The organism is Clostridium sediminicola (assembly GCF_050402865.1).
Classification (GTDB): Bacteria; Bacillota; Clostridia; order Clostridiales; family Clostridiaceae; genus Clostridium_AF; species Clostridium_AF sediminicola.
In genome coordinates this window covers 269,355-295,175 of record NZ_BAABMF010000002.1, presented here as the reverse complement: position 1 = coordinate 295,175, position 25,821 = coordinate 269,355, and the positions used below count along the sequence as shown (strand labels likewise).

Annotated in this window: 25 protein-coding genes; 22 read left to right on the top strand and 3 right to left on the bottom strand. The window is 29.5% G+C overall.

Going from position 1 to position 25,821, the window contains the following annotated elements; all coding sequences use genetic code 11:
- Positions 1-6 precede the first annotated feature (6 nt).
- Entirely contained in the window at positions 7-570 is a 564-nt protein-coding gene (locus tag ACQ3F0_RS05185; RefSeq protein WP_428864061.1) for a Fe-S-containing hydro-lyase, read from the top strand.
- A gap of 30 nt (positions 571-600) precedes the next feature.
- Here ACQ3F0_RS05185 and glgP read toward each other — a convergent pair whose 3' ends face one another.
- Positions 601-2,214 (bottom strand): alpha-glucan family phosphorylase, encoded by a 1,614-nt coding sequence (gene glgP, locus ACQ3F0_RS05180; RefSeq protein ID WP_428864059.1) that lies wholly within the window; start codon positions 2,212-2,214, stop codon positions 601-603.
- Positions 2,215-2,536: 322 nt separating this feature from the next.
- Between glgP and ACQ3F0_RS05175 the strand changes: the two genes are divergently transcribed.
- The 9 genes from ACQ3F0_RS05175 to ACQ3F0_RS05135 all read left to right on the top strand — a co-directional run bounded on the left by ACQ3F0_RS05175 (position 2,537) and on the right by ACQ3F0_RS05135 (position 10,024).
- Positions 2,537-3,289 carry a DeoR/GlpR family DNA-binding transcription regulator gene (locus tag ACQ3F0_RS05175; RefSeq protein ID WP_428864058.1) on the top strand — a complete coding sequence of 251 codons (753 nt, stop codon included), beginning with the start codon at positions 2,537-2,539 and terminating at the stop codon, positions 3,287-3,289.
- 46 nt (positions 3,290-3,335) lie between these two features.
- A complete protein-coding gene (gene pfkB, locus ACQ3F0_RS05170) occupies positions 3,336-4,286 on the top strand; it encodes a 1-phosphofructokinase (RefSeq protein ID WP_428864057.1) in 951 nt (316 codons plus the stop codon).
- Positions 4,276-4,722, top strand: coding sequence for a PTS sugar transporter subunit IIA (locus ACQ3F0_RS05165; RefSeq protein WP_428864056.1), 447 nt, complete (start codon positions 4,276-4,278; stop codon positions 4,720-4,722). The genes pfkB and ACQ3F0_RS05165 overlap by 11 nt, the downstream gene beginning before the upstream one ends.
- A 127-nt stretch (positions 4,723-4,849) precedes the next feature.
- A complete protein-coding gene (locus tag ACQ3F0_RS05160) occupies positions 4,850-6,214 on the top strand; it encodes a PTS fructose transporter subunit IIC (RefSeq protein ID WP_428864055.1) in 1,365 nt (454 codons plus the stop codon).
- 114 nt (positions 6,215-6,328) lie between these two features.
- Positions 6,329-6,892 carry an RNA polymerase sigma factor gene (locus tag ACQ3F0_RS05155; RefSeq protein ID WP_428864054.1) on the top strand — a complete coding sequence of 188 codons (564 nt, stop codon included), beginning with the start codon at positions 6,329-6,331 and terminating at the stop codon, positions 6,890-6,892.
- Entirely contained in the window at positions 6,882-7,826 is a 945-nt protein-coding gene (locus ACQ3F0_RS05150; RefSeq protein ID WP_428864053.1) for an anti-sigma factor family protein, read from the top strand. The genes ACQ3F0_RS05155 and ACQ3F0_RS05150 overlap by 11 nt, the downstream gene beginning before the upstream one ends.
- Positions 7,827-7,844: 18 nt before the next feature.
- Positions 7,845-8,564, top strand: coding sequence for a DUF4652 domain-containing protein (locus tag ACQ3F0_RS05145; protein ID WP_428864052.1), 720 nt, complete (start codon positions 7,845-7,847; stop codon positions 8,562-8,564).
- A 154-nt stretch (positions 8,565-8,718) separates the two neighbouring features.
- Positions 8,719-9,036: a thioredoxin gene (gene trxA, locus ACQ3F0_RS05140; RefSeq protein ID WP_428864051.1), complete on the top strand. Its 318-nt coding sequence runs from the start codon at positions 8,719-8,721 to the stop codon at positions 9,034-9,036.
- 124 nt (positions 9,037-9,160) lie between these two features.
- Entirely contained in the window at positions 9,161-10,024 is an 864-nt protein-coding gene (locus ACQ3F0_RS05135; RefSeq protein WP_428864050.1) for an NAD(P)/FAD-dependent oxidoreductase, read from the top strand.
- Between the two features lie 60 nt (positions 10,025-10,084).
- On the opposite strand, the gene ACQ3F0_RS05130 is transcribed toward ACQ3F0_RS05135, so the two are convergent.
- Together ACQ3F0_RS05130 and ACQ3F0_RS05125 are read right to left on the bottom strand one after the other, a co-directional pair.
- Entirely contained in the window at positions 10,085-10,621 is a 537-nt protein-coding gene (locus ACQ3F0_RS05130; protein WP_428864049.1) for a cell wall hydrolase, read from the bottom strand.
- Positions 10,622-10,710: 89 nt separating this feature from the next.
- Positions 10,711-11,718, bottom strand: coding sequence for a hypothetical protein (locus tag ACQ3F0_RS05125; protein ID WP_428864048.1), 1,008 nt, complete (start codon positions 11,716-11,718; stop codon positions 10,711-10,713).
- A gap of 214 nt (positions 11,719-11,932) precedes the next feature.
- Between ACQ3F0_RS05125 and cdaA the strand changes: the two genes are divergently transcribed.
- From cdaA to ACQ3F0_RS05065, 12 genes are all read left to right on the top strand, one after another.
- A complete protein-coding gene (gene cdaA / locus ACQ3F0_RS05120; protein ID WP_428864047.1) occupies positions 11,933-12,781 on the top strand; it encodes a diadenylate cyclase CdaA in 849 nt (282 codons plus the stop codon).
- Positions 12,751-14,037, top strand: coding sequence for a CdaR family protein (locus tag ACQ3F0_RS05115; protein WP_428864046.1), 1,287 nt, complete (start codon positions 12,751-12,753; stop codon positions 14,035-14,037). Before cdaA ends, ACQ3F0_RS05115 begins: the two co-directional genes overlap by 31 nt.
- A 22-nt stretch (positions 14,038-14,059) precedes the next feature.
- A complete protein-coding gene (locus tag ACQ3F0_RS05110) occupies positions 14,060-15,661 on the top strand; it encodes an NAD(P)/FAD-dependent oxidoreductase (RefSeq protein ID WP_428864045.1) in 1,602 nt (533 codons plus the stop codon).
- A gap of 335 nt (positions 15,662-15,996) precedes the next feature.
- Entirely contained in the window at positions 15,997-16,902 is a 906-nt protein-coding gene (gene ptb, locus ACQ3F0_RS05105; RefSeq protein ID WP_428864044.1) for a phosphate butyryltransferase, read from the top strand.
- A gap of 31 nt (positions 16,903-16,933) precedes the next feature.
- Positions 16,934-18,001, top strand: coding sequence for a butyrate kinase (buk, locus tag ACQ3F0_RS05100; protein WP_428864043.1), 1,068 nt, complete (start codon positions 16,934-16,936; stop codon positions 17,999-18,001).
- Between the two features lie 202 nt (positions 18,002-18,203).
- Positions 18,204-19,835: a PocR ligand-binding domain-containing protein gene (locus ACQ3F0_RS05095; protein ID WP_428864042.1), complete on the top strand. Its 1,632-nt coding sequence runs from the start codon at positions 18,204-18,206 to the stop codon at positions 19,833-19,835.
- Positions 19,810-20,541, top strand: a complete 732-nt coding sequence (locus tag ACQ3F0_RS05090; protein ID WP_428864041.1) for a response regulator transcription factor — start codon at positions 19,810-19,812, stop codon at positions 20,539-20,541. Before ACQ3F0_RS05095 ends, ACQ3F0_RS05090 begins: the two co-directional genes overlap by 26 nt.
- A gap of 245 nt (positions 20,542-20,786) precedes the next feature.
- Positions 20,787-22,454 carry a dihydroxy-acid dehydratase gene (ilvD, locus tag ACQ3F0_RS05085; protein ID WP_428864040.1) on the top strand — a complete coding sequence of 556 codons (1,668 nt, stop codon included), beginning with the start codon at positions 20,787-20,789 and terminating at the stop codon, positions 22,452-22,454.
- A 149-nt stretch (positions 22,455-22,603) separates the two neighbouring features.
- A complete protein-coding gene (locus tag ACQ3F0_RS05080) occupies positions 22,604-23,137 on the top strand; it encodes an RNA polymerase sigma factor (RefSeq protein ID WP_428864039.1) in 534 nt (177 codons plus the stop codon).
- Positions 23,134-24,513, top strand: a complete 1,380-nt coding sequence (locus ACQ3F0_RS05075) for a DUF4179 domain-containing protein (protein WP_428864038.1) — start codon at positions 23,134-23,136, stop codon at positions 24,511-24,513. Before ACQ3F0_RS05080 ends, ACQ3F0_RS05075 begins: the two co-directional genes overlap by 4 nt.
- Positions 24,514-24,900: 387 nt before the next feature.
- A complete protein-coding gene (locus ACQ3F0_RS05070; RefSeq protein WP_428864037.1) occupies positions 24,901-25,563 on the top strand; it encodes a nucleotide-binding protein in 663 nt (220 codons plus the stop codon).
- A gap of 47 nt (positions 25,564-25,610) precedes the next feature.
- Positions 25,611-25,820, top strand: coding sequence for a 4Fe-4S dicluster domain-containing protein (locus ACQ3F0_RS05065; RefSeq protein WP_428864036.1), 210 nt, complete (start codon positions 25,611-25,613; stop codon positions 25,818-25,820).
- Position 25,821 lies beyond the last annotated feature (1 nt).

The window sequence follows — 25,821 nt, the reverse complement described above, 5'->3', positions numbered from 1 at the left end:
TAGTAGGTGATTAAATTGAATATAAAAATAACTGCTCCTGTAAAAGATGCAGATTTTGAAAACTTAAAAGCTGGAGATAAAGTTTTAATTTCTGGTACAATTTATACAGCAAGAGATGCAGCCCATAAAAGGCTAATTGATTTATTGAATAAAGGGAAGGAGCTTCCTTTTGATATAAAAAATCAAATTATTTATTATGTAGGACCTAGTCCAGCAAAGCCTGGTGCATCAATAGGTTCAGCAGGACCAACAACTAGCTATAGAATGGATCCGTTCGCGCCCGAGTTACTTGACATTGGACTAAAAGGAATGATTGGTAAAGGTAAAAGAAATGATGAAGTAATTGATGCAATAAAAAGAAATAAAGCAGTTTATTTTGGCGCAATTGGTGGAGCGGCAGCATTGATTGCAAAATCTATTGTGAAGGCTGAGATTATAGCATATGAAGATTTAGGTTCTGAAGCTATTAGAAGATTAGAAATAAAAGATTTTCCAGCTATTGTAGTTATAGATTCACAGGGCAACAATTTGTATGAAATAGGACAAAACGAGTATTTAAAATCATTATAAATAAAAAGAAGCCGAGTTGAACTTGGCTTCTTATTTTGTATATAATTTATTGTAGTATTCAGTAAGCATTCTTTCTGTGCCAAAATAATCTTTAGTAGTTTTTATACTTTCTTTCATCATCGCTGCCCATTTCTCTTTATTATAATAATAAGTTGGAATAACATCTTTAGTTAATACATCATAAAGAGCATCACTGTCATGTTCATCAATATCATCCACATCATCTTTTGTCATTCCATTACCAAATTGCCAACCATTCACACCATGAATACAAGCTTCTGGCCACCATCCGTCTAATGTAGAGCAATTTAGAACTCCATTCATAGCAGCCTTCATTCCAGACGTACCACTAGCCTCCATGGGGATAATTGGGTTATTAAGCCATACATCTGACCCACGCGTAAGTATACTACCTATAGTCATATCATAATTCTCTAAGAATATAACACTATTTGGATATTTTCTGCTCATTGTAACTAAGTTTGACACAAGATCTTTACCAATATCATCAAGAGGATGAGCCTTACCGGAGAAAATAATTTGTATTTTACCACTTGATAATAGCGGATCAATTATTTTAGTTTTTCTAAAAATCAAGTCACTTCTTTTGTAAGGGGCTGCTCTTCTTGAAAATCCAATTAAAAGTTTGTTTTGGTCTAAAGTAATACTAGTTCTATTTTTAACAAACTCAATAAGCTCTTTTTTTATTTCTAAATGAGTATCCCATAAATTATCATTATTATCATAAGCATGCACAATTCTTGAATCAACCCAAGTTTTTTTGTGTATCGCATTTGTTATAGATATTATTTCGGATTTATTTTTAACTTTTTTCCACATCTTATTAGCCGTTTTTCCGTGGAGTGCTGCTACTGCGTTGGATTTTCTGGATAGTTTTAATGCTGCAATAGTCATATTAAATGGAGAACCGCCTATAGTTTTCATCTGCTTCTTTGTAAGACCGTTAAAAGCCCCCATATACTGTAGTCGGGTTAATGGATGAGTTTCATTTCCTTGAACTATTGGAGTGTGAGTTGTGAATACAACTTCTTCTTTTGTCATTTCCATAGCTTTTTTAAATATAATTCCTTTATCCATTTTTTCTTTTATTAACTCGATAGCAGCTAATACAGCATGGCCTTCGTTAAAGTGATATACATCAATTGAAATATTTAATGCTCTTAATGCTTTAATTCCTCCGATTCCCAGTACAATTTCTTGGGCAATTCTTTCTTCTCCAAACCATCCATATAGTTGTCCTGTAATCCAAGCATCATCATTCTCTGGAATATCTGTATCTAAAAGATAAAGTTTATTATTATTAAAACAATCAACTAACCATACCTTACAAACAACCTGAACATTTCGTATTTCGACAGTTACTCTAATTCCTGTATCTTTTAAGAAATCATATTGATAATTGTAGTATGAGTCGTATGGATTCCCTTTTTGGTCAATCTTTTGATCAGTATATCCTTGTTTCCATTTTATACCAACGCCAACTAAGGGAAGTCCTAAATCATTTGCACCTTTTAAGTAATCTCCTGCTAAGATTCCTAATCCGCCAGCGTAAATTTTAAAATCTGAATCTAAACCATATTCCATGCAGAAATATGCAACTGTTGGAAATGACTGATTAAGCATAATTAATCCTCCTTCTTCAAAAGATATTATTGGTAGAATAATTTAATTCAATAATAATTATACAGTATTAACCATATTTGGTCTAATATTAAAAACAAATTTATAATAACTAACTATTTTGATGGTAATGATTATAAAAATAGTTAAAACAATCATTGGGAATAATTAATCAGTCATAAACAATGAAAATCACTCAATATTTAATTGACATTAATGGAGATAAGCATTACAATATAATCATAAACAATCATAACAAGTCAGATACACTCATGGAACAATGATTGAAATATATTTTTAATTTAATGAAAGAAAGAGTGATGTGATGTTTTTAGAAGAAAGACAACAAGAAATCATAAAATTACTAAAGAAAAAAGGAAAAGTAAAAGTAAACGAATTAGTGAAAGCATTTGATGTTTCAGAATCAACCATAAGAAGAGATTTGCAAGAGATGGAAAGTGAAGGGGTAATAAATAGAACTCATGGTGGTGCTATGCTAAAGGGTAAAACTCAATTTGAACCATCATTTCAGGAAAAGAAAGATTCTAAACACAATGAGAAGATATCAATTGGAAAAAAAGCTGCGATGTTAATTGAAGATGGAGATACTATTATTTTAGATACTGGTACTACTACACTGGAGTTAGCTAAAAATATTAGTGCTAACAATATTACAGTTATCACTAATTCTATTGATATTAGTGATGAGTTAAGTAATAAAAGAGGAATTGAGTTATTTGTAACTGGAGGAAATTTGAGATTAAAAACAAGGGCAATGGTTGGAAGTATTACAGAAAGCATGTTAAGAAATTTTAGAGTTGATAAAGCTTTTGTTGGAACTAATGGAGTATCTCTTGAAAACGGCATCTCAACTCCTAATTTTATTGAAGCTAGCACAAAAAGAGCTATGATTGAGGTGAGCAATAAAGCGATTATAGTTACAGATGCTTCTAAGTTTAATAAAGAGTGCTTTGCGATTATTTCTACTTTAGAAAGTATTGACCTAATTGTGACAAGTGACGATTTAGATAGTGAACTAAAAAATCAGTATGAAGAGAGAGGTATTAAAGTAATTTAACAATGGAAAGGGGGAACCACTAATCCATTGATTAGTGTGGGCTAATATGGTTATTACAGTGACTTTTAACCCTGCGCTTGATAAAACGTTAAGAATTGATAATTTTGAACTAGGGCATGTTAATAGAAGTTCAGAATCAATTAGTGACATAGGCGGAAAGGGAGTTAATGTTTCTAAAGTATTGAAAAATTTGGGTATTGATTCAATTTGTACAGGTTTTCTAGGTGAGAACCTCCAAAATCAGTTTATTAATGATCTTGCTAAAGTTGGTATTAATACTGATTTTACAAAAGTTAATGGAAAAACAAGAACTAATGTTAAAGTGGTTGATTATATAAATAAAACTTATACAGATATTAATGAACCTGGACCAGAGATATATGATAAGGAGTTGAATCAATTCCTCTTTACATTTGAAGAAAACATAAATGAAAATGATATAGTCATTTTATCGGGAGGATTATGTCCAGGGATACCGACAGACATTTATAAAAGATTAAGTCAAATTGCAAAAGATAAAAAAGCAACAGTAATATTAGATGCTGATGGAGATGCTTTAAAATATGGTCTTGAGGGTAAGCCGGATATTATAAAACCCAATAATCACGAGTTAAAAAAATTATTTAACTTAAAATCATGTGATAAATCGGAATTGATAGGTGCTGCGAGAGAAATAATAAAAACTGGTATAAAAAGAGTTGTTATCTCATTAGGAGAAGAAGGATCAATGTTAGTTACTGATAAAAATGTTTATTTTTCAAAAGCTTTGAAAGTGGATGTAAAAAGCACAGTTGGGGCAGGAGATGCAATGGTTGCAGGTATTATATATGCTATGGAAAATAAAATGGATGATTTAAGTTTGCTTAAGTTTGGAGCTTCATGTGGAACAGCAGCTGTAAAGTTGGAAGGAACGAAAGCACCTACTTTTGATGATGTAAAAGAAATATTTAAAAGAATAGAAGTAATAGAATTGGAGGAAGAAGTTTATGTCAATTAAGAATATGTTTTCCGAAAAAAGAATTAGTTTTGATGTTAAAGCAGAATCAAAAGAAGCCGTATTAGATGAGCTTATTGAATTATTAGATGATGATGATAAATTACTTGATAAAGAAGAATTTAAGAAAGCTGTATTGAAGAGAGAAGAAGAGTTTTCAACAGGTATAGGAATGGGAATTGCTATTCCTCACGGAAAGTCAAATGCTGTTAAAGAAGCAGCGATGGTTTTTGGTAAAAGTGTAAAAGGTGTGGATTATGATTCTATGGATGGCAAACCTGCTCATATGATATTTTTAATCGCTGTACCTGAAAATTCTAATGATACTCATTTAAAAGCTTTAAGTGAAATTTCAAGAAAACTTATGCATAAAGATGTTAGAGATTCAATTATGGCATCAGAAAAATTTGCTGATTTTATAAAGGTTTTTGATAATTAAATTTTATTAATTAAGTAATAAACGTATCAGATCCTGCAACGATACTGATACGTTTATATAAAAGGTTTTAAAAAGTATACACTCTTATTTTACCAAATAAAATACAAATGGTTAAGGGGGAATTTAAATGAAAATTGTTGCAATTACATCTTGCCCTACTGGAATTGCCCATACTTATATGGCGGCAGAAGCATTACAAATGGCAGCTAAAGAAAAAGGGATTGACATCAAGGTTGAGACTCAGGGATCTGTAGGTGCTGAAAACGTTATTACAGAAGAAGATTTAAAAGGTGCAAAAGCAGTAATAATTGCTGCGGATACAAATGTTGACTTATCAAGATTTGCTGGTATGCCAATGATTCAAGTAGCTGTTGCAGATGCGATCAAAGATGCTGCTGGACTTATTGAAAAAGCTTTAGTGGCAAAACCAAGTGAAAGTTTAGTTGATACAGTAAGTAGAGCTAAAGAAGAAAAAAGAAATCAAAGAACAGGTGCATATAAACATCTTATGACAGGTGTATCATTCATGATTCCTTTTGTTGTTGCTGGGGGTATATTAATCGCTATTTCTTTTATATTCGGTATTGAAGCATTTAAAGAAGAAGGTACTTTTGCAGCTGCTATGATGTCAATTGGCGGTGGCGGTGCTTTTGGATTCATGGTTCCAATATTAGCAGGTTATATCGCATTCTCAATTGCTGATAGACCTGGTCTTGTTCCAGGTATGGTTGGTGGATATTTATCTTCTCAATTAGGTGCAGGTTTCTTAGGTGGTATATTAGCAGGTTTCCTAGCAGGTTACACAGTTTACTATTTGAAAAAATACATTAAACTTCCTAGAGCTATGGAAGGTTTGATGCCAGTTTTAATCTTACCGGTATTATCTACTTTTATTGTTGGTGTTATAATGATTTATGTTTTAGCAAATCCTATAAAAGCTATTAATGATGGTTTGAATGGATGGTTAGCAAGCTTATCTGGAACAAATGCAGTATTACTAGGGACTATATTAGGCCTTATGATGGCGTTTGATATGGGTGGTCCTGTAAACAAAGCAGCTTACGCATTTGCAACAGGAACACTTGTGGCTGGAGAGCCTTCTATGATAATGGCAGCAGTTATGGCTGCAGGGATGACTCCTCCATTAGGTCTTGCTTTAGCAACTATTTTAGCAAAAGATAAGTTTACAACACAAGAAAAAGAAGCAGGAAAAGCAGCATGGGCTTTAGGAATATCATTTATAACAGAAGGAGCTATCCCATTTGCAGCAGCGGACCCAATTAGAGTTATACCTTCAATAATGGTAGGATCTGCAGTAACAGGTGCGCTATCTATGTTATTTAAGTGTGGATTAGCAGTTCCTCATGGTGGAATCTTTGTTCTTCCAATACCAAATGCGGTAACTGGATTACCAATGTATGCAGTTTCAATTGCTATTGGTACAGTTGTTACAGCATTGATGTTATCAACGTTAAAGAAAAAAATAAGCTAGTGTTTTAGTTTTAACTTAGAAAGCTCTACGAAATTTGTAGAGCTTTTTATTTTTTTTTAACTTTTTTCAATCTATTTTCGTATATAATATAGACAAGTGAAAGGAGGGTGTCGCTTGTTAGAAAATGATATCCAATTAGTAGAAAGTACCCTTAAGGGAGATATAAGAGGCTTTGAAAAATTAGTAGAAAGATACCAAATGCTTGCAATGAAATACATTTATAATATTGTAAAAGATTCAACGACTACAGAGGATATTTGTCAAGAAGTATTTATTACTGTGTATAATAAATTAGATACATATAATAAAAAATATAAGTTTTCAAATTGGTTGATTCAAATTGCTAAAAATAAAGCCATTGACTATGTAAGGAAAAGAAATAAAGTGAAAACTTTAAATATAGAAGATGCATATAATGTATCTTCTAATGAAATATCACCAGAAGAAAATGCTGAATTAAAAGAAACAAAGTCAACAATAAATAATTACTTAAAGACATTAAATGAACAAGATAAACAAATATTACTGTTGAAGTATTCTACTGAAAGAACTTTTAAAGATATATCGTTAATATTAAAAATACCTGAATCTACTGTTAAAAGACGATTTTATAAAGTTCGACAGGAATTCAAAAAGTATATTTTAGGTTTAGAAAAGAGGTGTGAATATGAATTGTAAATTATTTAAAGAAAAAATAAATGACTATATTAATAATCAATTATCAGAAAAAGAAAAATTAGAGATGGAGATTCACACAGAAAAATGTGAAGAGTGTAGACGAATTCTAAAAGAAGAAATTAGTATTGATAATATGTTTAAAAATGCATTAAAAAATAATGAAGTACAGTTTAAGAGTCAAAAATCAACTATAATGAATACAATAGATGTAAATAAGTATAAAGCTTCTGATATTAAATTAAAAAATAAAAAATACTATTTTAAAAAAGTAGCTTTAGTTGCAGCAGCTTTTGCATTTATATTTATTTTAAATAGAGAAAGATTGATATTTAGAATGGGAAATAATTATGAAATGTCATTAGATGATGCTTCTATTGAAGAATCGGAAAATAAAAGTGATAAAAGTGATTTAGTAGAAGAATCAAAAATGATGGAATATGCTCAAAGTGATGAGAAGTTTTACAATGAAGAGGAAATGTTATATGTAACATATATGAGAGAAGAAGAATTTAATTCTATGATTGGAAAACAAAAAAAGATAAAAGATAATTATTTATCAAATTCAGAGTATAAAGCTGAAATTATTGAAGATAAGGGTATTTTCATACAATCTTTGAATGATAAAGATTTTGGGGTATGGAATATTAGCTTTAATGAAAATAATATCAAGGCTTATGATATAACTTTTTGTAATAATAAGTTGATGATAATAACAGGAAACAAAGAATCTGATGGTGGTAATAGAATATACTCCTATGACATATTAAATAAACAAATAACCTTAGAATATCAAGAAAAAAATGCTAATACATTAATAGTAAATTTTGAAAAAGGCGATAATGATAGTATAATGGTTGTAAAGAAAATAATTGGTAGAAATACTAGTACTTATGATTATGTAAGAGAAGAATTAAAACAAAATGAGCTTAATTAATTTAATGGAGGTAGAGTAATGAGAAAAAGAATAATAAGTTTTATAATGATAGGTATTATAATTACTTCAACATCATTTAGTTTTATTGGATGTTCAAAAGATAATAAAAACTCAAAATCAGAGAATGTAGAGCAAAAAAACACTGAAAATACAATTTCTAATGGTGAAAGCAAAAATGAATCGAAAGATGAAACTAAAGATGATACAACTAAAGAAGAACAACAAAATGAAGAAGGGACTAAGATTATTGAAAAAGAAGCTGATATCTCATTTACTAAAATTGGATTAGATAAAAATATGGAGCCAGAATTTGCTACACCATGGATTTCTTCTTTAGATAGTAAATATAATATTTGTATTGAAGGAAGAGGAGAATCTGGTGTGGAAGAAGGTACTGGATTGATATACTTAAAGGAAAATGAATCAGGTGATAAATGGTATTTCCAAATAAATGATGGGGGAAAACAATTGTCTCCGAAGAAAATTCAATGGATTGATGATAAGCATGTTGCATTAATCATTGGATTTGCTCATGGAACTATTGCATTAGGGGGAAATGTATATAAATTAAATGTTGAGACTGGTGAAGTTAATATGATTTATAATACAGGTGATAATAAAATTCAAGTTACAGAAATCAATAAAGATGGAAAACAATTAAAATTAGATATATTAGTATATGAGGATGATAATTATATCGAATCTCATACAGATAAAAAGATTATTAATTTAGAATAATTACTATAACCAATGCTTAAAATAAGAATAATGAGGTTGGGCAAATAGCTCCAAACTTTTCTTGACTTATAATATTAAAAAGTCTATAATTAAATCACAAGGTACCCTTAAGGGGTATGTCGATAAATGTGGAAGTTTCTTAGGAGGTATAATGATGGTTAGAGAATTAGCGAGTAGAAATTTTGTTCAAGAAGTGATAAATTCAAGTTCAACTGTTGTAGTAGACTTTTGGGCTCCTTGGTGTGGACCATGCAAAATGTTAGGTCCAGTTATAAAAGAAGTTTCAAAAGAATTATCTGGTAAAGCCGAATTTTTCAAGTTAAATGTTGATGATAATAATGATATTGCTCAACAATATAGAGTTACATCTATACCTACAGTTATAGTATTTAAAAATGGAAGAGTTGCTGATACTATGATTGGTTTTAGACCAAAAGGAGATATCATAAAATTTATTTCAAAGCACATTTAAGTATAAAATCCGACAATTTATAATTGTCGGATTTATTATAAAAATAAATTACTTACAAAGTTAATAGTTTGATTTATATTATAAATAACAGTACATTGCAATAGGTGTATAGGATGGTGATTTTATGAGTGAAAGATATGATATTGCTATTGTTGGTTCTGGACCAGCAGGGCTCGAAGCCGCAATTAATGGTAAAATTAGAAATAAAAAAATCATAATTTTAGGAAATTATGATTTTAGTAATAAATTAATGAAAGCTCCAAAAGTAAATAATTACTTAGGTTTTTATGATGTTACAGGTAGTGAATTAAAAGAACGATTTCAAAAGCATATAGAAGATATGGATATTGAAATTACTAATGAAAGAATTAATGCTATCTATGCTATGGGTGAATATTTTGCCTTGATGGTAAATGAGAAAATGTATGAAGCTAGTGCTGTTATTTTAGCTACAGGCATGGAAACATCAAAACCATTTAAAGGTGAAGAAGAATTTTTAGGGAAAGGTGTCGGATATTGTGCAACATGTGATGCTCCGCTATATAAAGATAAAGTTGTAACAATAATCGGATATAATAAAGAGGCTGAAGAAGAAGCTAATTTTGTTAGTGAAATAGCATCAAAATTGTATTATATTCCTATGAATAATGGTGAACATGAATTGAATGATAATATTGAAGTAATTCATGATAAGCCCGTTGAAATTATAGGAGATGATCATGTTAGTAAAGTAGTTCTAAAAAATAATGAAGTAGAAACTGATGGAGTATTTATCTTAAAAGATAGTATTGCACCAAATCAATTAGTGCCTGGTTTAGAAGTAGAAAATGAACATATAAAAGTTACTAGATATATGGAAACCAATATAAAAGGATTGTATGCTGCAGGAGATTGTACAGGAAAGCCTTACCAATATATGAAAGCAGCAGGGGAAGGTCAAGTTGCTGCTCTTAAAGCAGTTGAATATCTCAGTTCTATAAATAAGTAGATAAATAAAGTCAACTAGCTGTAATTGTTTGCTAGTTGACTTTATTTATTTTATGTAAGCTCACTTTGCAGTAAAGAATACATGTTGACCAATGGTCTTGATATTATTTTTTTTCACATTAAACATCCATTGGGATGTAGATATTTTAGGATTATAAAAAAACACTGCATTATTTGTTGGGTCATTTCCACGGAGAGCATCATAAACAGCTCTATAACAAGCATTATTTGGAGAAACAGAAATTTTTCCATCCTTCACACAAGAAAATGCCCATTTTTGCATTATTACTCCATCTATTGTATTTGGAAAGCTATTATCTCTCAATCTATTAAGTATTACAGCGGCTACGCCAACTTTCCCTTCATAAGGTTCTAAGTTACTTTCAGCAAAAACTACTTTTGCCATAAGGTCAATATCCGTATTTGATAGAACAACATTGCTGCCAGTATTGCTAAAAACAGTAATTGACTTGCTTTGATCGTTGTATAGATTTTTTGTTTCAGCATCATTCATTATCACAGCTTTTGAAGTATTTGAGAATAATATCAAAAGAAAAGATAATGTGACTATACAAACAATAAATCTTTTCGGTTTCATTTTTAATCTCCTTTTGAATTTATTAGAATCACAAAAGATATTATTCCCGAACAATAAGAAAATATGTATTATAAGGATTTTAATAACAGTTAAATGATAAGATTTTTAAAACTTTCATGTAATTTTATGAAATTATTATACTCTTTTGTTACAAGATTATATTCTTTATTGGGAGTATTATAAAGAGAATCCAATCTTTCTGTTGTAATATCACTTTCTGTTGATATTAATTTTTCGTTTTGAATTGCGAATTTCAAATCATATAGATAACTTTTATATTGATTCATAGTTTTTAGTAGTGAATTATGAGCATCTATACCATCTTTAGGGACAGATATATGTGAAACTTCATTTTGTAAAGAAGTTATATTCACAATATTTTTTTGTATTAAAGAAATAATACTATCGTAACTTTGGATTCCGTTTCTTGATGATTTTATATTTGTTGCATAAGTTTTATTATATTCACTAAATTTACTAGATGATCTATCTAGTAAATTTAAAAAATCTTTGTTTTGATCATTTTCTAGATTTTCCGTATCGTTTCTATCTTCAAGAGTATTAATAAAAAATGAAGTATTTGATACAAGTTGTATAATTTCATCATTTAATGTTAACTTAGTATTAGCAATATTTATAAGACAATAGTTATTTATGGTATCATCTCTGAAATTTTGTAATCTGGATATAGATGAATCGAGATCCATTTTGTCAAGATTTTCGACTATGTATAAAATTTCACTTAATAAAGAAATATTACTGTATACCCCTGATTCTAAATTGTTATGATCAGAAATATATTTTTTGACAGCATTCATTTTATTAATATTAGTGCTAATTGTTTTTAAATTCTTAATGTCATTAGGTAATTCAGATAATAATTTTTCTTTGTTAATTTTCTCGGGACCAATATATTGTTTGATATTATTATTTATTGAATTTATGCTATTAATTTCAGTTACGATTGATTTTTCATAACTTGAATATGAGTTATTTACAAAATAATTATAGCTAGCAAAGAAAACACCAGAGCAAACTATTATAATAGTAAAGATTACAGCTAAAGTTTTTAGAATATTTTTAGTTTTATTAGTCATTAATATACACTCCTTTTGATTCGTGGGTGAAATTTTATATATAACCTTAATTATAACTTAAAAATACTAGATTTGAATAGCAAAGTCAAATATAATAAAGAATCTATGGCAAAACTTAATTTTGCAATGTTTTTTTAAAATATTTAAAAATAGTCAACAATTTAAAATATAATAGTGTATAATTGTAAATATACTAGCATTACGAGGTGGATTCATGGAATTTTTAAATATAATTTTAAACACAATCAAGTCCTTGAATATTTATTCTATTTTAGATATAATTGTCGTTTCATTTATATTTTATCAAGTTTATATGCTAATGAGAAAGACAAGAGCAGAACAACTCTTAAAAGGAATTCTTTTTGTTATCTTATTAATACCAGTTAGTAGTTTATTGCATCTCCAGACTTTAAATTGGATTCTAAATAAAACTATAACTATCGGGGTATTATCATTAGTAATTATATTCCAACCTGAGATTAGAAAAGCCCTTGAACATATTGGTAGAAGTGCTTTTGCTGAAAAGCATATATTTCAAGATGATGAAACAATTAATGAGATTATTACGGAAATTACAACTGCAATAGAAAATTTATCTTCTACAAAGACAGGGGCGTTAATAGTTATAGAACAGAAAACAGGCTTAAACGATATTATAGAAACTGGTACAAATATCGATGCTGTGATTTCTGCTGCTTTATTAGAAAATATTTTTGTAGAGAATACTCCATTACATGATGGGGCTGTAGTTATCAGAAGTGATAGGATTGCAGCTTGTGGATGTTTTTTGCCATTATCAAGCGATTCTAACATAAGTAAAAAATTAGGTACTAGACATAGATCAGCGGTAGGAATATCGGAAGTATCTGATGCACTTACAATTATAGTATCAGAGGAAACAGGAGTGATTTCTCTCGCAGTTAATGGTAAATTAACAAGATATTATTCTAATGACAAATTGAAAGATATATTAATTAAAATAATCCAATACAGAAGAGATAAGAAAATTTCTATTAGCGAGAAGGTGAAGTCATGGGTGAAGATAAAAACAAAAATATCTTAATTAAAATCGGATGTGTGGTTGCAGCATTTGTTATGTGGATTTATACGTCAAATGAGAGTAATGCCAAACATACAAGAACCATTAAAGATATACCAGTACAAATCATTAATTCTGAATCATTAAATGATTCTGGTTTAGTATTATCTACAAACTATGATTACACTATCTCTTTAAAAGTTTCTGGAACAACATCTGCAGTTTATGCAGTAAGTCCAGAACAATTTCAAGTGGTAGCAGATTTAGATGGGTATATTCTAAACGAAGGTTTGAAAAAGATACCTGTTGATATTCTTAAAGCACCCAAAAATATAAATGTAATAAATGATACGACACTATGGGTTGAAATAAAATTAGACAAATTAGTTACCAAAACTATTCCAGTTAAGATTCGTACAAAAGGGAGTGTACCTACAGAATATTATCAATATGAACCAATTATTGAGCCTAGTAGTGTAATAGTAACAGGTTCAGAAGAATATGTAGATAAAATTGCTAATATTTATGCAGAATTAGATGTAAAAGGAGTTACTGGAGATTTATCTCAAAATTTACCGGTTGTTGCTTATGATTCTGTAGATAAAATTATCAAAGGGCTTACAATAAATCCCAGTACAGTGAATGTAAGTGTCCCAATAAAAGAAATAAAGAGTGTAGGAGTTGGTATTTCCACAAAAGGTACCTTGACAAGTGGATTGATACTAAATAGCATTACTCCTGAAGTTAATAAAATAAAAATTACTGGAAATGATGAAAAGATAAAATCTATTAATAGTATACAAGTAGAGGCAATTGATTTGTCAAAGCTTACAGAAAAAAATAATAAACTAAAAGTAAAATTGATTATCCCAGAAGGTATTAAAGTAGTAGGATATGACGAGTATATAGAAATTTCCATAAAACTTGATAAGGTTATAGAGAAAAATTTAAATATAAATATTGAAAACAGGAATTTAGGAAATGATTTAAAGGCAAATTATACTGCAGAAAGTGTCTCGTTAATAATATCTGGTGCTGAAACAATTTTAGCCAATATTAATAATGAGAGTATAAAGTGCTATTTAGACTTTTCAGAGTTAAATGAAGGCGTTTATGATATACCACTAAAATTTGAAATTCCTAATAATATAAATATAATTTCTCAAAATATTCGAATAGTAAAAGCGACTTTGGAAAATGTGGGGTCTGAAGAAGAGATAGTTAATAGCGAAGATTTGGGGAATACTACAGAAACGGAGAGCACTAATACACAGAATTAATAAGTTTGTTTTGGAGGAAAAAATGACAATAAGAATTAATAATATATCATTAAGTTTGAACCAAGATTTAAAAGATCTTAAACAGAAAGTGGCTAAAAAACTTAAAATAGATCAAAAATATATTAAATCGCTAAAAATATTAAGGGAATCTATAGATGCAAGAAAAAAAAGAGACATAAAATTTAATTATATACTTAGAGTTTCTTGTGAGAATGAAAAGAAAATTGTAACTAGATTAAAAGATAGTAATGTCAAATATGAAGAAATAATTGAAAATGAAAAATTAACTTTTGGGACAAAAGAATTGAAGTGTAGACCTATTGTGGTTGGAATGGGTCCAGCTGGAATGTTTTGTGCATTACATTTAGCTAGAAATGGTTATAAGCCTCTTGTGATAGAGAGAGGGAGTAAAGTGGAAGAACGTACAATTCATGTAAGGGAATTTTGGAAGAATGGTAAGTTAAATCTTAATTCAAATGTTCAATTTGGAGAAGGCGGAGCGGGTACTTTTTCAGATGGAAAGCTTACGACAAGGATAAAAGATATCAGATGTGACTTTGTATTGAATGAGTTTGTGAAATATGGAGCACCTGAAGAAATTTTATATATGGGTAAGCCACATATAGGTACTGATATTTTAAAAGAGGTTGTAAAAAGTATTAGAGAAGAAATAATAAATCTTGGTGGAGAAGTAAGGTTCGATACTATTTTAAAAGATATATATATTAAAAATGGTGAAATCAACAGCATTATTGTAGATGGAGAAATAATAGAATGTGAAAACTTAATATTAGCATTAGGGCATAGTGCAAGAGATACTTATGAAATGCTATTTTCAAAAGGGATACATATGTCACCAAAACCTTTTGCTATGGGTGTTAGGATTGAGCATTTACAGCAAATGATAAATGAAAATCAATATGGTGAATTTGCAAATCATCCAAGATTAAAAGCAGCTGACTATAAATTATCTTATAAAAGCAATTTGACTAATAGATCAGTATATAGTTTTTGCATGTGTCCAGGGGGAGAAGTAGTTGCAGCCGCTTCTGAAGAAGGTAGATTGGTTACAAACGGAATGAGCAACTATAGCAGAGAAAAAAAGAATGCTAATTCTGCAATAGTTGTAAATGTTACTGAAAAGGACTTTAATAATAACAATCCTTTAGCAGGAATAGAATTTCAAAGATATTATGAGGAACTGGCCTTTAAGTGTGGTGGAGGGGATTATAAGGCTCCTTTACAATTAGTAGGTGATTTCTTACAAGATAAAATTAGTAATAAAGTTGGTAGTGTAAAGCCAAGTTATACTCCAGGGTATAAATTTGCGGATTTAAGACAGTGCTTGCCAAGCTTTGTTCACAATACATTAAAAGATGGATTGTTAAACTTTGATAAAAAAATAAAGGGTTTTGCTGATGATAATGCAATTCTTACTGGAATAGAAACAAGGACTTCTGCACCAGTTAGAATAAATAGAGATGAGAGATTCCAAAGTATTTCTCTTCAAGGTTTATATCCTGCTGGAGAAGGCGCTGGATATGCGGGTGGGATTATGTCAGCCTCTGTTGATGGGATTAAAGTAGCTGAAGAAATAATGAAAAATTATAAACCATTTAATTAGGGTTCTCAATATTGGGAATCCTAATTTTTAATGTTTTTTGAAAAGTATAATGAAAAAGCAAAAAAATAAGAAAATAATCTCAATTTTATGGAATAGTACAAAATCTTGCTAACTTATTTTGTTTATAGTACAATGTGATTGGATTTAAAAATTAACACTATTATATAAAGAAATTACATTCATTTGATTTATTTTAAAGAACACGCAAATCATGTTTGTTAAAATTTTATCATAATTTTAAATTAAGTAGAACTTTGATCACAAATTTTAAATAAACAAATATTTATTATATATATAAAATAATATAATCTAATAGAATATACGAGGTGTTTAAAATGATTAAAACTTTTGATGAAATTATTTTGAAAGCGAGAGCACAGCAAATAAAAAAAGTTGCTGTTGCAGCTGCTGAAGATACTCATGTATTAGAAGCCGTTAGGGATGCAAAGAAAGAGGGTTTTGCTGAAGCAATTTTAGTCGGTGATAAAGAGAAGGTGATTGAACTTTCTAATCAATTAAATATGGATTTGTCACAATTCGAGATTGTTGATGAAAAGAAACCTGCTAAAGCAGCATTAAAAGCTGTTGAATTAGTATCAAGTGGTAAAGCTGATATGGTTATGAAAGGTTTAGTTGGAACTAGTGATTTTTTAAGAGCTGTATTGAATAAACAAGTTGGATTAAGAACAGGTAGTCTTATGTCACACATAGCGGTGTTTGATACACCGAAAATTGATAGATTACTATTTTTGACTGATTGTGCATTTAATATGTACCCAGATTTAAATGAAAAAGTTAAAATAGTAAATAATGCAGTTTTGGTGGCAAAAGCTATAGGAATTGAAACACCAAAAGTAGCTCCAATTTGTGCAGTTGAAGTTGTAAATCCTAAGATGGAGGCAACAATAGATGCTGCCATGCTATCTAAAATGAATGATAGAGGTCAAATAAAAGGATGTATTATTGATGGACCACTTGCTATAGACAATGCTCTTTCAGTAGAAGCAGCAAAAACTAAGAAAATAGAAGGAGAAGTTGCAGGAAAAGCAGATATTCTATTGATGCCATCAATTGATGCAGGAAATATAATGTATAAAACATTAGGATTTACAACAGATTCAATAAGTGGAGCGATATTAGTTGGAACATCAGCTCCTGTAATATTAACTTCAAGAGCAGATAGTCATCAAACTAAAATGAATTCAATTGCCTTAGCGGCATTAGTAGCGAATAATAAATAAATAACTAGATAATTTAAAAGGGGTGCAAATTATGGGTTTTAAAATGCTAATTATTAATCCGGGTTCTACTTCAACGAAAATTGGAGTATATGAAGATGATAAACAGATTTTTGAAGAAACATTAAGACATTCATCAGAGGAAATAGAAAAATATAAGAAAATATATGATCAGTTTGAATTTAGAAAAACAGTTATTTTAGATGTTTTAGAATCAAATGGATTTGAAGTTAAGTCTTTAGATGCAGTGGTTGCGAGAGGTGGACTTTTGAAGCCAATAAGCGGTGGTACTTATGCAGTTAATGAAGCTATGCTAGAGGATTTAAAAGTTGGTGTGCAAGGGCAACATGCTTCAAATTTAGGTGGAATAATTGCTAATGAAATTGCAAAATCATTAGAAATACCAGCTTTTATAGTAGATCCAGTTGTTGTAGATGAAATGACTGAAGTTGCTAAAGTATCAGGTATGGAAGGAGTTGCTAGAAAAAGTATATTCCATGCATTAAATCAAAAAGCGGTAGCTAAAAGATATGCAAAAGAAAACAATAAAAAATATGAAGATTTAAATTTAATAGTAGTACATATGGGTGGAGGAGTTTCAGTAGGTGCTCATACGAATGGAAAAATAGTAGATGTTAATAACGCGTTAGATGGAGATGGTCCTTTATCACCAGAAAGAAGTGGTTGTGTACCAATCGGTGATCTTGTAAAAATGTGTTATAGTGGAGAATATACTATAGATGAGATAAAGAAAATGATAGTAGGTAAGGGTGGAATGGTATCTTACCTTGGAACAAATGATGCAAGACTAGTTGAAGAAAAAGCAGATTCTGGAGATGAAAAAGCTCAACTTATAAGAAAGGCTTTCATTTATCAAGTAACTAAAGAAATTGGTAGCTGCGCAGCTGTACTAAAAGGAAAAGTAGATTCAATAATTCTTACAGGTGGTATAGCATATAGTAAGAATATAACTAGAGAAATTGTGGAAAGTGTAGGGTTTATATCTAATGTTAAAATTTACCCTGGAGAAGATGAGTTATTAGCTCTTGCAGAAGGTGGACTTAGAGTTTTAAAAGGCGAAGAAAAAGCTAAAGAATATTAATATACAAAAGAGAATTGAATAAACATTCAATTCTCTTTTATAATTATAATATTATAATTATTGAGGAAAAGAATAAAATAAAGATATTCTCATAAGATTAATTTAAGAGCGATTTAAGTTTTGTTTGGTGGACAAATATTTATCATGAGTGTTATAATAAATAAAATTATTAGAGTTTATTTTATAAAAAGAAGGTGATTTGGTGGAGAATAAAAAGGGTAATATTAACAGTGAAACTAAGGCAGTCAAACAATATTTTGAGTGGGGCGACATAAAATGGATAGAAGACAGTGATGATATGAATAAGAGTAAGTTTTTATTAGGCCATGTCACGTTATTACCTCACCAAGCCCAAGAAGAACATATACATAGTGGAGATGAGCAATTGTTGTATGTGATATCTGGGGAAGGAGAACAATGGGTAGATGGTAGATACAATAATCTTTTACCTGGAAAAATGTATAAAATAGGACCTTTTGCAAAACATCAAGTTCAAAATACAGGAAATAAACCTTTAGAAATGATTATTGTATATAATGTGGATAATTTTGATGTTAACCAGTTAATACCTGTGGAGAATATAATAGATAATTTTTATTTAGAGGATCCAGCTAAGATAATTGATGTTAGTAGATTGCAGAAGATACAAGATAAATTTTCTGATGCATCGTATTTAGGTATTATCATAAAAGATATCCAGGGTAATTTATTAACAACTCCAAGTAATATTCCAGACTTTTGTAAACTTAAAGAAGATAATACTTATAATTGTTTTATAAATAAAAATTTCGATAAAAAAGAATTAGTGGAAACTACAGTTTTTCCATGCTGTTATGATGTTAAGAGAATAATGGCACCCTTGTTTCTTGGGGAGAAACTAGTAGGTACCATTACATGTGGACCAGTTGTGATTAATAACACTAAGGAAGAGACAGTAAATCAAATAAAGAATAATTATAGTGGAGAAAAATGTGAAAAATTATTAGAGGCATATAATTCACTTAGGAGAGTTAGTAGAGAACAACTATATGCTATAATTGAAACTCTTAGAACTATAAGTAATTCAATAGTGGAAACTAGTGTGATTAATTTTATAAATAAAGAAAGACAGGAGAGAACTTATCAGATATTAAAAGAGGCAGAAACTAGAAGTAAACTAGAAAAAACTTTAGTTGAAACTAAAATGAAAGTTATTCAATCTCAGATGAGCCCCCATTTCTTGTTTAATACATTAAGTGTTATTGGACAATTAGCTTACATGAAGGGCGCAAAAGAAGCAGCTGAAACTACATTTGCTTTATCTAGTTTATTGAGAACTACATTAACAAAGTCATTGGAATTTGTCGCTATTAGTGAAGAGTTGAAGTATATTAAGGATTACTTATTTATTCAAAACAAAAGATTCAAAGATTATATAAAAACAGATATAAACATTGATGAGAAAACCAAAGAAGTTACAATTCCATTTTTGACTTTACAGTTGTTTGTTGAGAATTCAATAGTTCATGGTTTTAAAAATATGCAAAGACTTTGCGAATTAAAAATTGTAGCTGAACATTTAGGTGATAAAATTAGACTTAGTGTTAAAGATAACGGTATTGGTATTGCAAAAGAACAGCTGGAAAATATATCACAAGATATTATTAAAAGTTCTGGTGAAGGAATAGGAATAGGTTTAGCTAGTTTAAAAAATAGGTTAGAGTATTACTATGGAAAGGACTTCGAATTTAAAATAAATAGTGAGTATGGTAAAGGTACAGAAGTAAGTTTGATTCTACCAATTAAAAGAAAAGATGAGGTGAAGACTGATGAAAAAGCTTCTAATAGTAGATGATGAGGCTATCACAAGAGAATACATTAGATATGTAGTATCTGAAAATCACCAAGATGTTAATATTAAAGAAGCTAAAAACGGTAATGAAGCTATAGAAATGGTTAAAAGCTTTTCTCCAGATTTAGTTATAATGGATATTAGAATGCCAGAATTGGACGGATTAAAGGCAGTTGAAAAGATTAGAAAATTTGATATGAATGTCAAAATAGCCATTTTAACAGCTCATGATGAATTTACTTATGCCCAGAAAGCGGTTAGACTAAATGCGGTAGATTACCTGTTAAAACCTCTATCTCCAGAGGATTTAAATGATTTTATTAACACGTATCTTTATGAACCAGATAACAATACTAAATCAGTAATAAACGGTGATACAAAGATTCAAGAAGATAAACATATATCACATGCAAAAGAATATATAAATAATAATTATGATAAGAAGATTTACTTAAATGATGTTGCGGAGTATGTTGGGTTCAGTCCATACTATTTTTCAAGATTATTTAAAAAATCTACAGGCATGAATTTATCAGAGTATATAAATAGATTTAGAATAGAAAAATCAAAAGAGATTATGAGTGATTTTGATTTAAGTTTAAAAGAAGTATCAGAAAAAGTAGGGTATGAAGATTTTAGCTATTTTAGTACTGTTTTTCAAAAGTATGAGGATTGTTTGCCTAGTAAATATAGAAAAACTTTGAAATAGTTTAAGTTGCGCAAAGTATTTTGCGCAATTTGTTTTGTCAAAAAGCAAAATAATTATAATAAATCGAGTTTAGATGCTATTGTAATTATTTTGTCAATTAGTAGTAAGAATTATTGATTGAGTATATTACTTAATTAAACTATAATGAATTAAATGAAATGAGAAATAGAATAATATATAATAACTAAAAATTTGATAATTATAAGCCATTAAACTTCTAAAAATATAAAAAGGGGGGCTACAATATGAGAAGTGATGAAATAACAAAAGGATTAGCTAGGGCACCTCATAGATCGCTAATGTATGCAATGGGGTATTTGCCAGAAGATTTAGAAAAACCATTAATTGGGATAGTAAATGCACAAAATGAATTAATTCCAGGTCATTATCACTTGGATGAAATAGTTAAAGCTGTTAAATCAGGAGTAACTGCAGCAGGAGGAACACCTATGGAGTTTCCATCTATAGGAATATGTGATGGTATTGCTATGAATCATAGCGGTATGAAATACCCTCTATCATCAAGAGAATTAATATGTGACTCCATAGAAGCAGTGAGTATGGGACATAAATTTGATGCCCTTGTATTAGTTGGAAATTGCGATAAGATTGTACCAGGTATGCTTATGGCTGCAGCTAGATTGAATATTCCAGCAATCTATGTTAGTGGAGGCCCTATGTTAACGGGTAAATATAATGGAAAAGAGATTGATCTTATTAGTGGAGCCTTTGAAGGGGTTGGAGCATTAGCAACTGGTAATATTTCAGAATCAGAATTACATAATTTGGAGATTAATTCATGTCCGACATGTGGTAGTTGTGCAGGGTTATTTACTGCTAATTCAATGAATTCATTAGCAGAAGCTTTGGGTATGGCACTTCCTGGAAATGGAACTATCCCGTCTCCTTTTGGAAGAAGAAAACAACTAGCTAAAAGAGCTGGAATGAAAGTAATGGAACTTGTGAAGAAAGACATAAAAGCTAGAGATATTTTAACATTAGGAGCTTTTAAAAATGCTATAACAGTGGATATGGCAATTGGAGGATCATCTAATACGGTTCTACATTTAATGGCTATTGCTAATGAAGCAAATGTACCATTAGAACTTGAAGAGTTTGATGTTATAAGCAAAAAAGTACCTAACTTAACCAAGTTAAGTCCTTCAGGAAAACATAGTATGGAAGATTTAGATAATGCAGGTGGAATATCTGCAGTAATCAATGAGTTGGTTAAAGCTGGTATGATTTATACTGATGAAACTACAGTAACAGGAGGAACTATACTTGATAATGTTCAGAACAGTAAAATTTTAAATCCGAACGTTATAAGGTCTGTTGAGAATCCATATTCAAAAGAAGGTGGAATTGCGGTCTTAAGAGGAAATTTAGCTGAAGATGGCGGAGTTGTTAAGCAGTCTGGGGTAAAACCTGAAATGTTGAAGCATAAGGGACCAGCAAGAGTATACAATTCTGAAGAAGATGCATATAATGCTATTTTAGGTAAAGAAATTAACCCTGGAGATGTTGTAGTTATAAGATATGAAGGCCCTAAAGGTGGACCAGGTATGAGAGAAATGTTAAGCCCAACAGCAGCAATTTGTGGTATGGGACTAGATACATCAGTTGCGCTTATAACTGATGGAAGATTCTCAGGTGGAACTAGAGGACCTTGTATTGGTCACGTTTCTCCAGAAGCAATGGCAGGAGGAACAATAGGTATAATTGAAGATGGAGATATCATTGAAATAGATATGCCTAATAGAATTCTTCGAGTAGAACTATCAGATGAAGAAATTACAAAACGAAAAGCTGGCTGGGTAAAACCACCTATCAATGCTGAAGTTGGAACTTATTTAAGAAGATATAGTAAACTTGTTACATCTGCAAGTACTGGAGCAGTACTTGAACGATAATAAAAAGCCCTGAGGGGCTTTTTTTATTTTAAAATTTAATTAAAAGAAAAGGGAACTTTTTATACTCATAAATCATCTATCATATAGATAAACAACTTCAACTATTAATTTAAATAATGTTTATCTTTATATAAGGAGGTGAATGATATTTGGAATTTGAAAATAGCGCTATTACGAATTCTAATATTTCTAAAACTATTAACAAAGATACTTTTATAGAATTAATACAGGAAAATAAAATTTCACTGTATAGGCTTTCTAAAAGTATATTAAAAAATGAAGCAGATGTGGAGGATGCTATAAGTGAAACTATATTAAAAGCTTACACAAATATTCATAAGTTAAAAGCTCCAGAGAGTTTTAAAGCTTGGTTAATGAAAATACTTGTAAATGAGTGTTATTCAATAATAAAGAAAAATAAAAGAATTCATTTAGAAGAAGACTTTACCACTTATGAAGGAGTTAATGAAGTTAATGATGGTGACAATCTTATGCCTTATATAAATAAATTAGAGGACACATTTAAGGCAGTAGTAATTTTATTTTACTATGAAGATTTAAGTATAAAGAGTATTGGTAAAATATTAAAAGTCCCTGAAGGTACAGTAAAATCAAGACTCAAAAGGGCTAAATTAAAGCTTAAAAATATGATGGAACCTAATTATAAGGAGGGGGTACTTTGAATAAATTAGATGATTTTGATAAATTCTTAAAAGAAAAAGCTCATAATGATACTTTTGAAATACCTGAGATTTTAGATAAAAAAATTGATATAATTACAAGAAACCTACCAGAAAGAAAAAAATACAAGAAAGTTACTGCTAAAGTGTTGATGGTGGCTAGTTTGGCAATATTAATGACTGTAACCACAGTTATTGCAAGCAGCACATCATTGGTTAAAGAAAGAGTTAATCAAGCAATATCATATTTTAATGATTCCAGTGAAACTAAGTATTTAACAGATAAAGCAAGTTTTGAAAAGTTCAATAAAGAAGTTGGAGTATCATATGAAAATGAAGGTATAGAATTTACTGTGGATAATATAGCGGTAGATGATAATTTCTTAATTATTTTTTCTACCATTAAAAGTGAAGAAGTTATAAATATGGATTTTGCAGATGAAAATAAATTCTTTGAGGATATTTTATCTATGCCGTCTTTAAACTTTAGAATAAATGGTAAGAAAATAGATATTGCAAATAATAATGGTTCTGATGCTTATTTTCAAGGTGATAAAATTCTAAAAGCTATGTATAGGGTTAACCTTTCCCAGATGAAGTTGCCAGATAATTTTGATTTAGAGATATCAACTGATAGAATTTTTAAAATAGATGGAAAATGGGAAATTGTTACTAGTATAGATAAATCAGATATTGCTGTGGAAACTAGAACAGTGGAACCAAAAATTAAAGCTAAAGTCGATTTAGGGGATTTTCAACATAAAATTACAATTGATAAAGTGTCTATATCCCCCTTTGGAAGTCAAATAGTTATAAGTGAAAATGTAAAGAAAGATAGATTTTTTGAAAATTTCATTCTCTTTGATCAGAAAGGTGATGTTCTAGATCTTTTAAATGGAGATAGAAGTACAAAATCATTTGGTAAATCAACAAATTCCTTTGAATTTATAAAAGCTGATATGGATACAGAACACTTAACTTTAGTTCCATTAAAATATGTTGAAGAAGGAACTGGAATAAAGGAAGAAAAACAGAGTATATCAAAACTTCCTATAAAGTTTGAAACATTTAATGAAGGAAACTTAGTTGTTGAGAAAATAGAATTTGATAAAAATATGATTAAAATCAGTTATTATAAAGAGGGAGTTGTACTTTGGGATCCATTATTTTTCTTTTGTGATAATGATGGAAGGAAACTTGACCTAGGTGATTGTGGTAGTAGCACTTCCATTGATAAGAAAAAAGGAAAATACACTCAAATACTAAATTTTGGAGATAAGTATGTAGATTCATTGAATATAAAACAAATAGGTACTTTTGTAGGATATAATATTGAACTTCTTGAAAAGCAACAGATAAAAATTGATATGCAAAAATAAGTACGACATTTAACTAAAAATAATATAGAGGCTACCATCAAATATGATTTATTAATCATTTGGAGGTAGCTTCTTTGATATATTAAACATCATTATTATTTATGAAAAAAATGAAAGTTTATTGTCTAGAATAATCTTCTTATTTTGCTGTTCTATTTTTATTTAAAAAATAGGGAATGCTAAAAAAAGAATACTTTTATGAAATTTCTTTCACCATGCCATGCAAACAGCAATAAAATAAGAATTTTTGTATAATAATTAATTAAATTTAAAAAAAACTCTTTATTTTATAGCAAAAAAGTTGTAAAATAGTATTGTAAACGTTAAGAAAACGCAAAATTATCCGAATATGCAATAGCAAAATTTTTGTAGAAATAAGGTGAAATTATGAGTAGAATAAAAATTTTTGCAGGTCATTTTGGTAGTGGGAAAACTGAAATAGCAGTTAACTATGCTTTGAATTTAGCTGCAAGTGGCAAAAAAGTTGCAATTGTAGATATTGATATCGTTAATCCTTATTTTTGTGTAAGAGATTTAAGGGATATGTTTAAAGAAAAAGGAATAAGAGTTATTAGTTCAAATCCTGAATTTGTAAATGCTGAGCTTATGGTAGTAACTGCTGAAGTCAATGCAATATTCAATGATAAATCATATGAAGTAGTTATTGACGTAGGTGGAGATGATTTAGGTGCAGTTGTGTTAGGACAGTACAATAGATTTTTTAAAAATGAAGATTATGAAATGTATCTTGTGGTTAATAACAATAGGCCTCAAACAGATAACGAGGATTCAACCGAAGAATATTTGAGAAATATTGAAAAGGCATCTAGATTAAAAATTACTCATTTAATTTCTAATACTAATTTGTCTTATGAAACTACATCTGAGCATATTATTAAAGGAGAAAAAGTAATTAAACAATTATCTGAAAAACTAAACTTACCCCATAAATATACAGTGGTAAGAAGAGATTTAGCAGATGAAGTTAAAAACATTGTAAAAGGAGAATTATATCCTATAGATATTTTTATGAAAAAACCTTGGGAATAGGGATGAGTTGAATTTAAATCATGAATTTAAAATTAAGGAGGGTTTTTATGGCAAAAGTAACTTTTAGAGAAGACAGATGTAAAGGCTGTGGGCATTGTTTAGTAGTTTGTCCAAAAAAAATTATTACATTCTCTGAAGGCCTTAACTTAAAAGGTTATCATCCAGCAACTGTAACAGAAGACAAGATGAAAGAATGTATCGGATGTGCTTCATGTGCTAAAATTTGTCCAGATTGTGTTATTGTAGTTGAAAAATAAT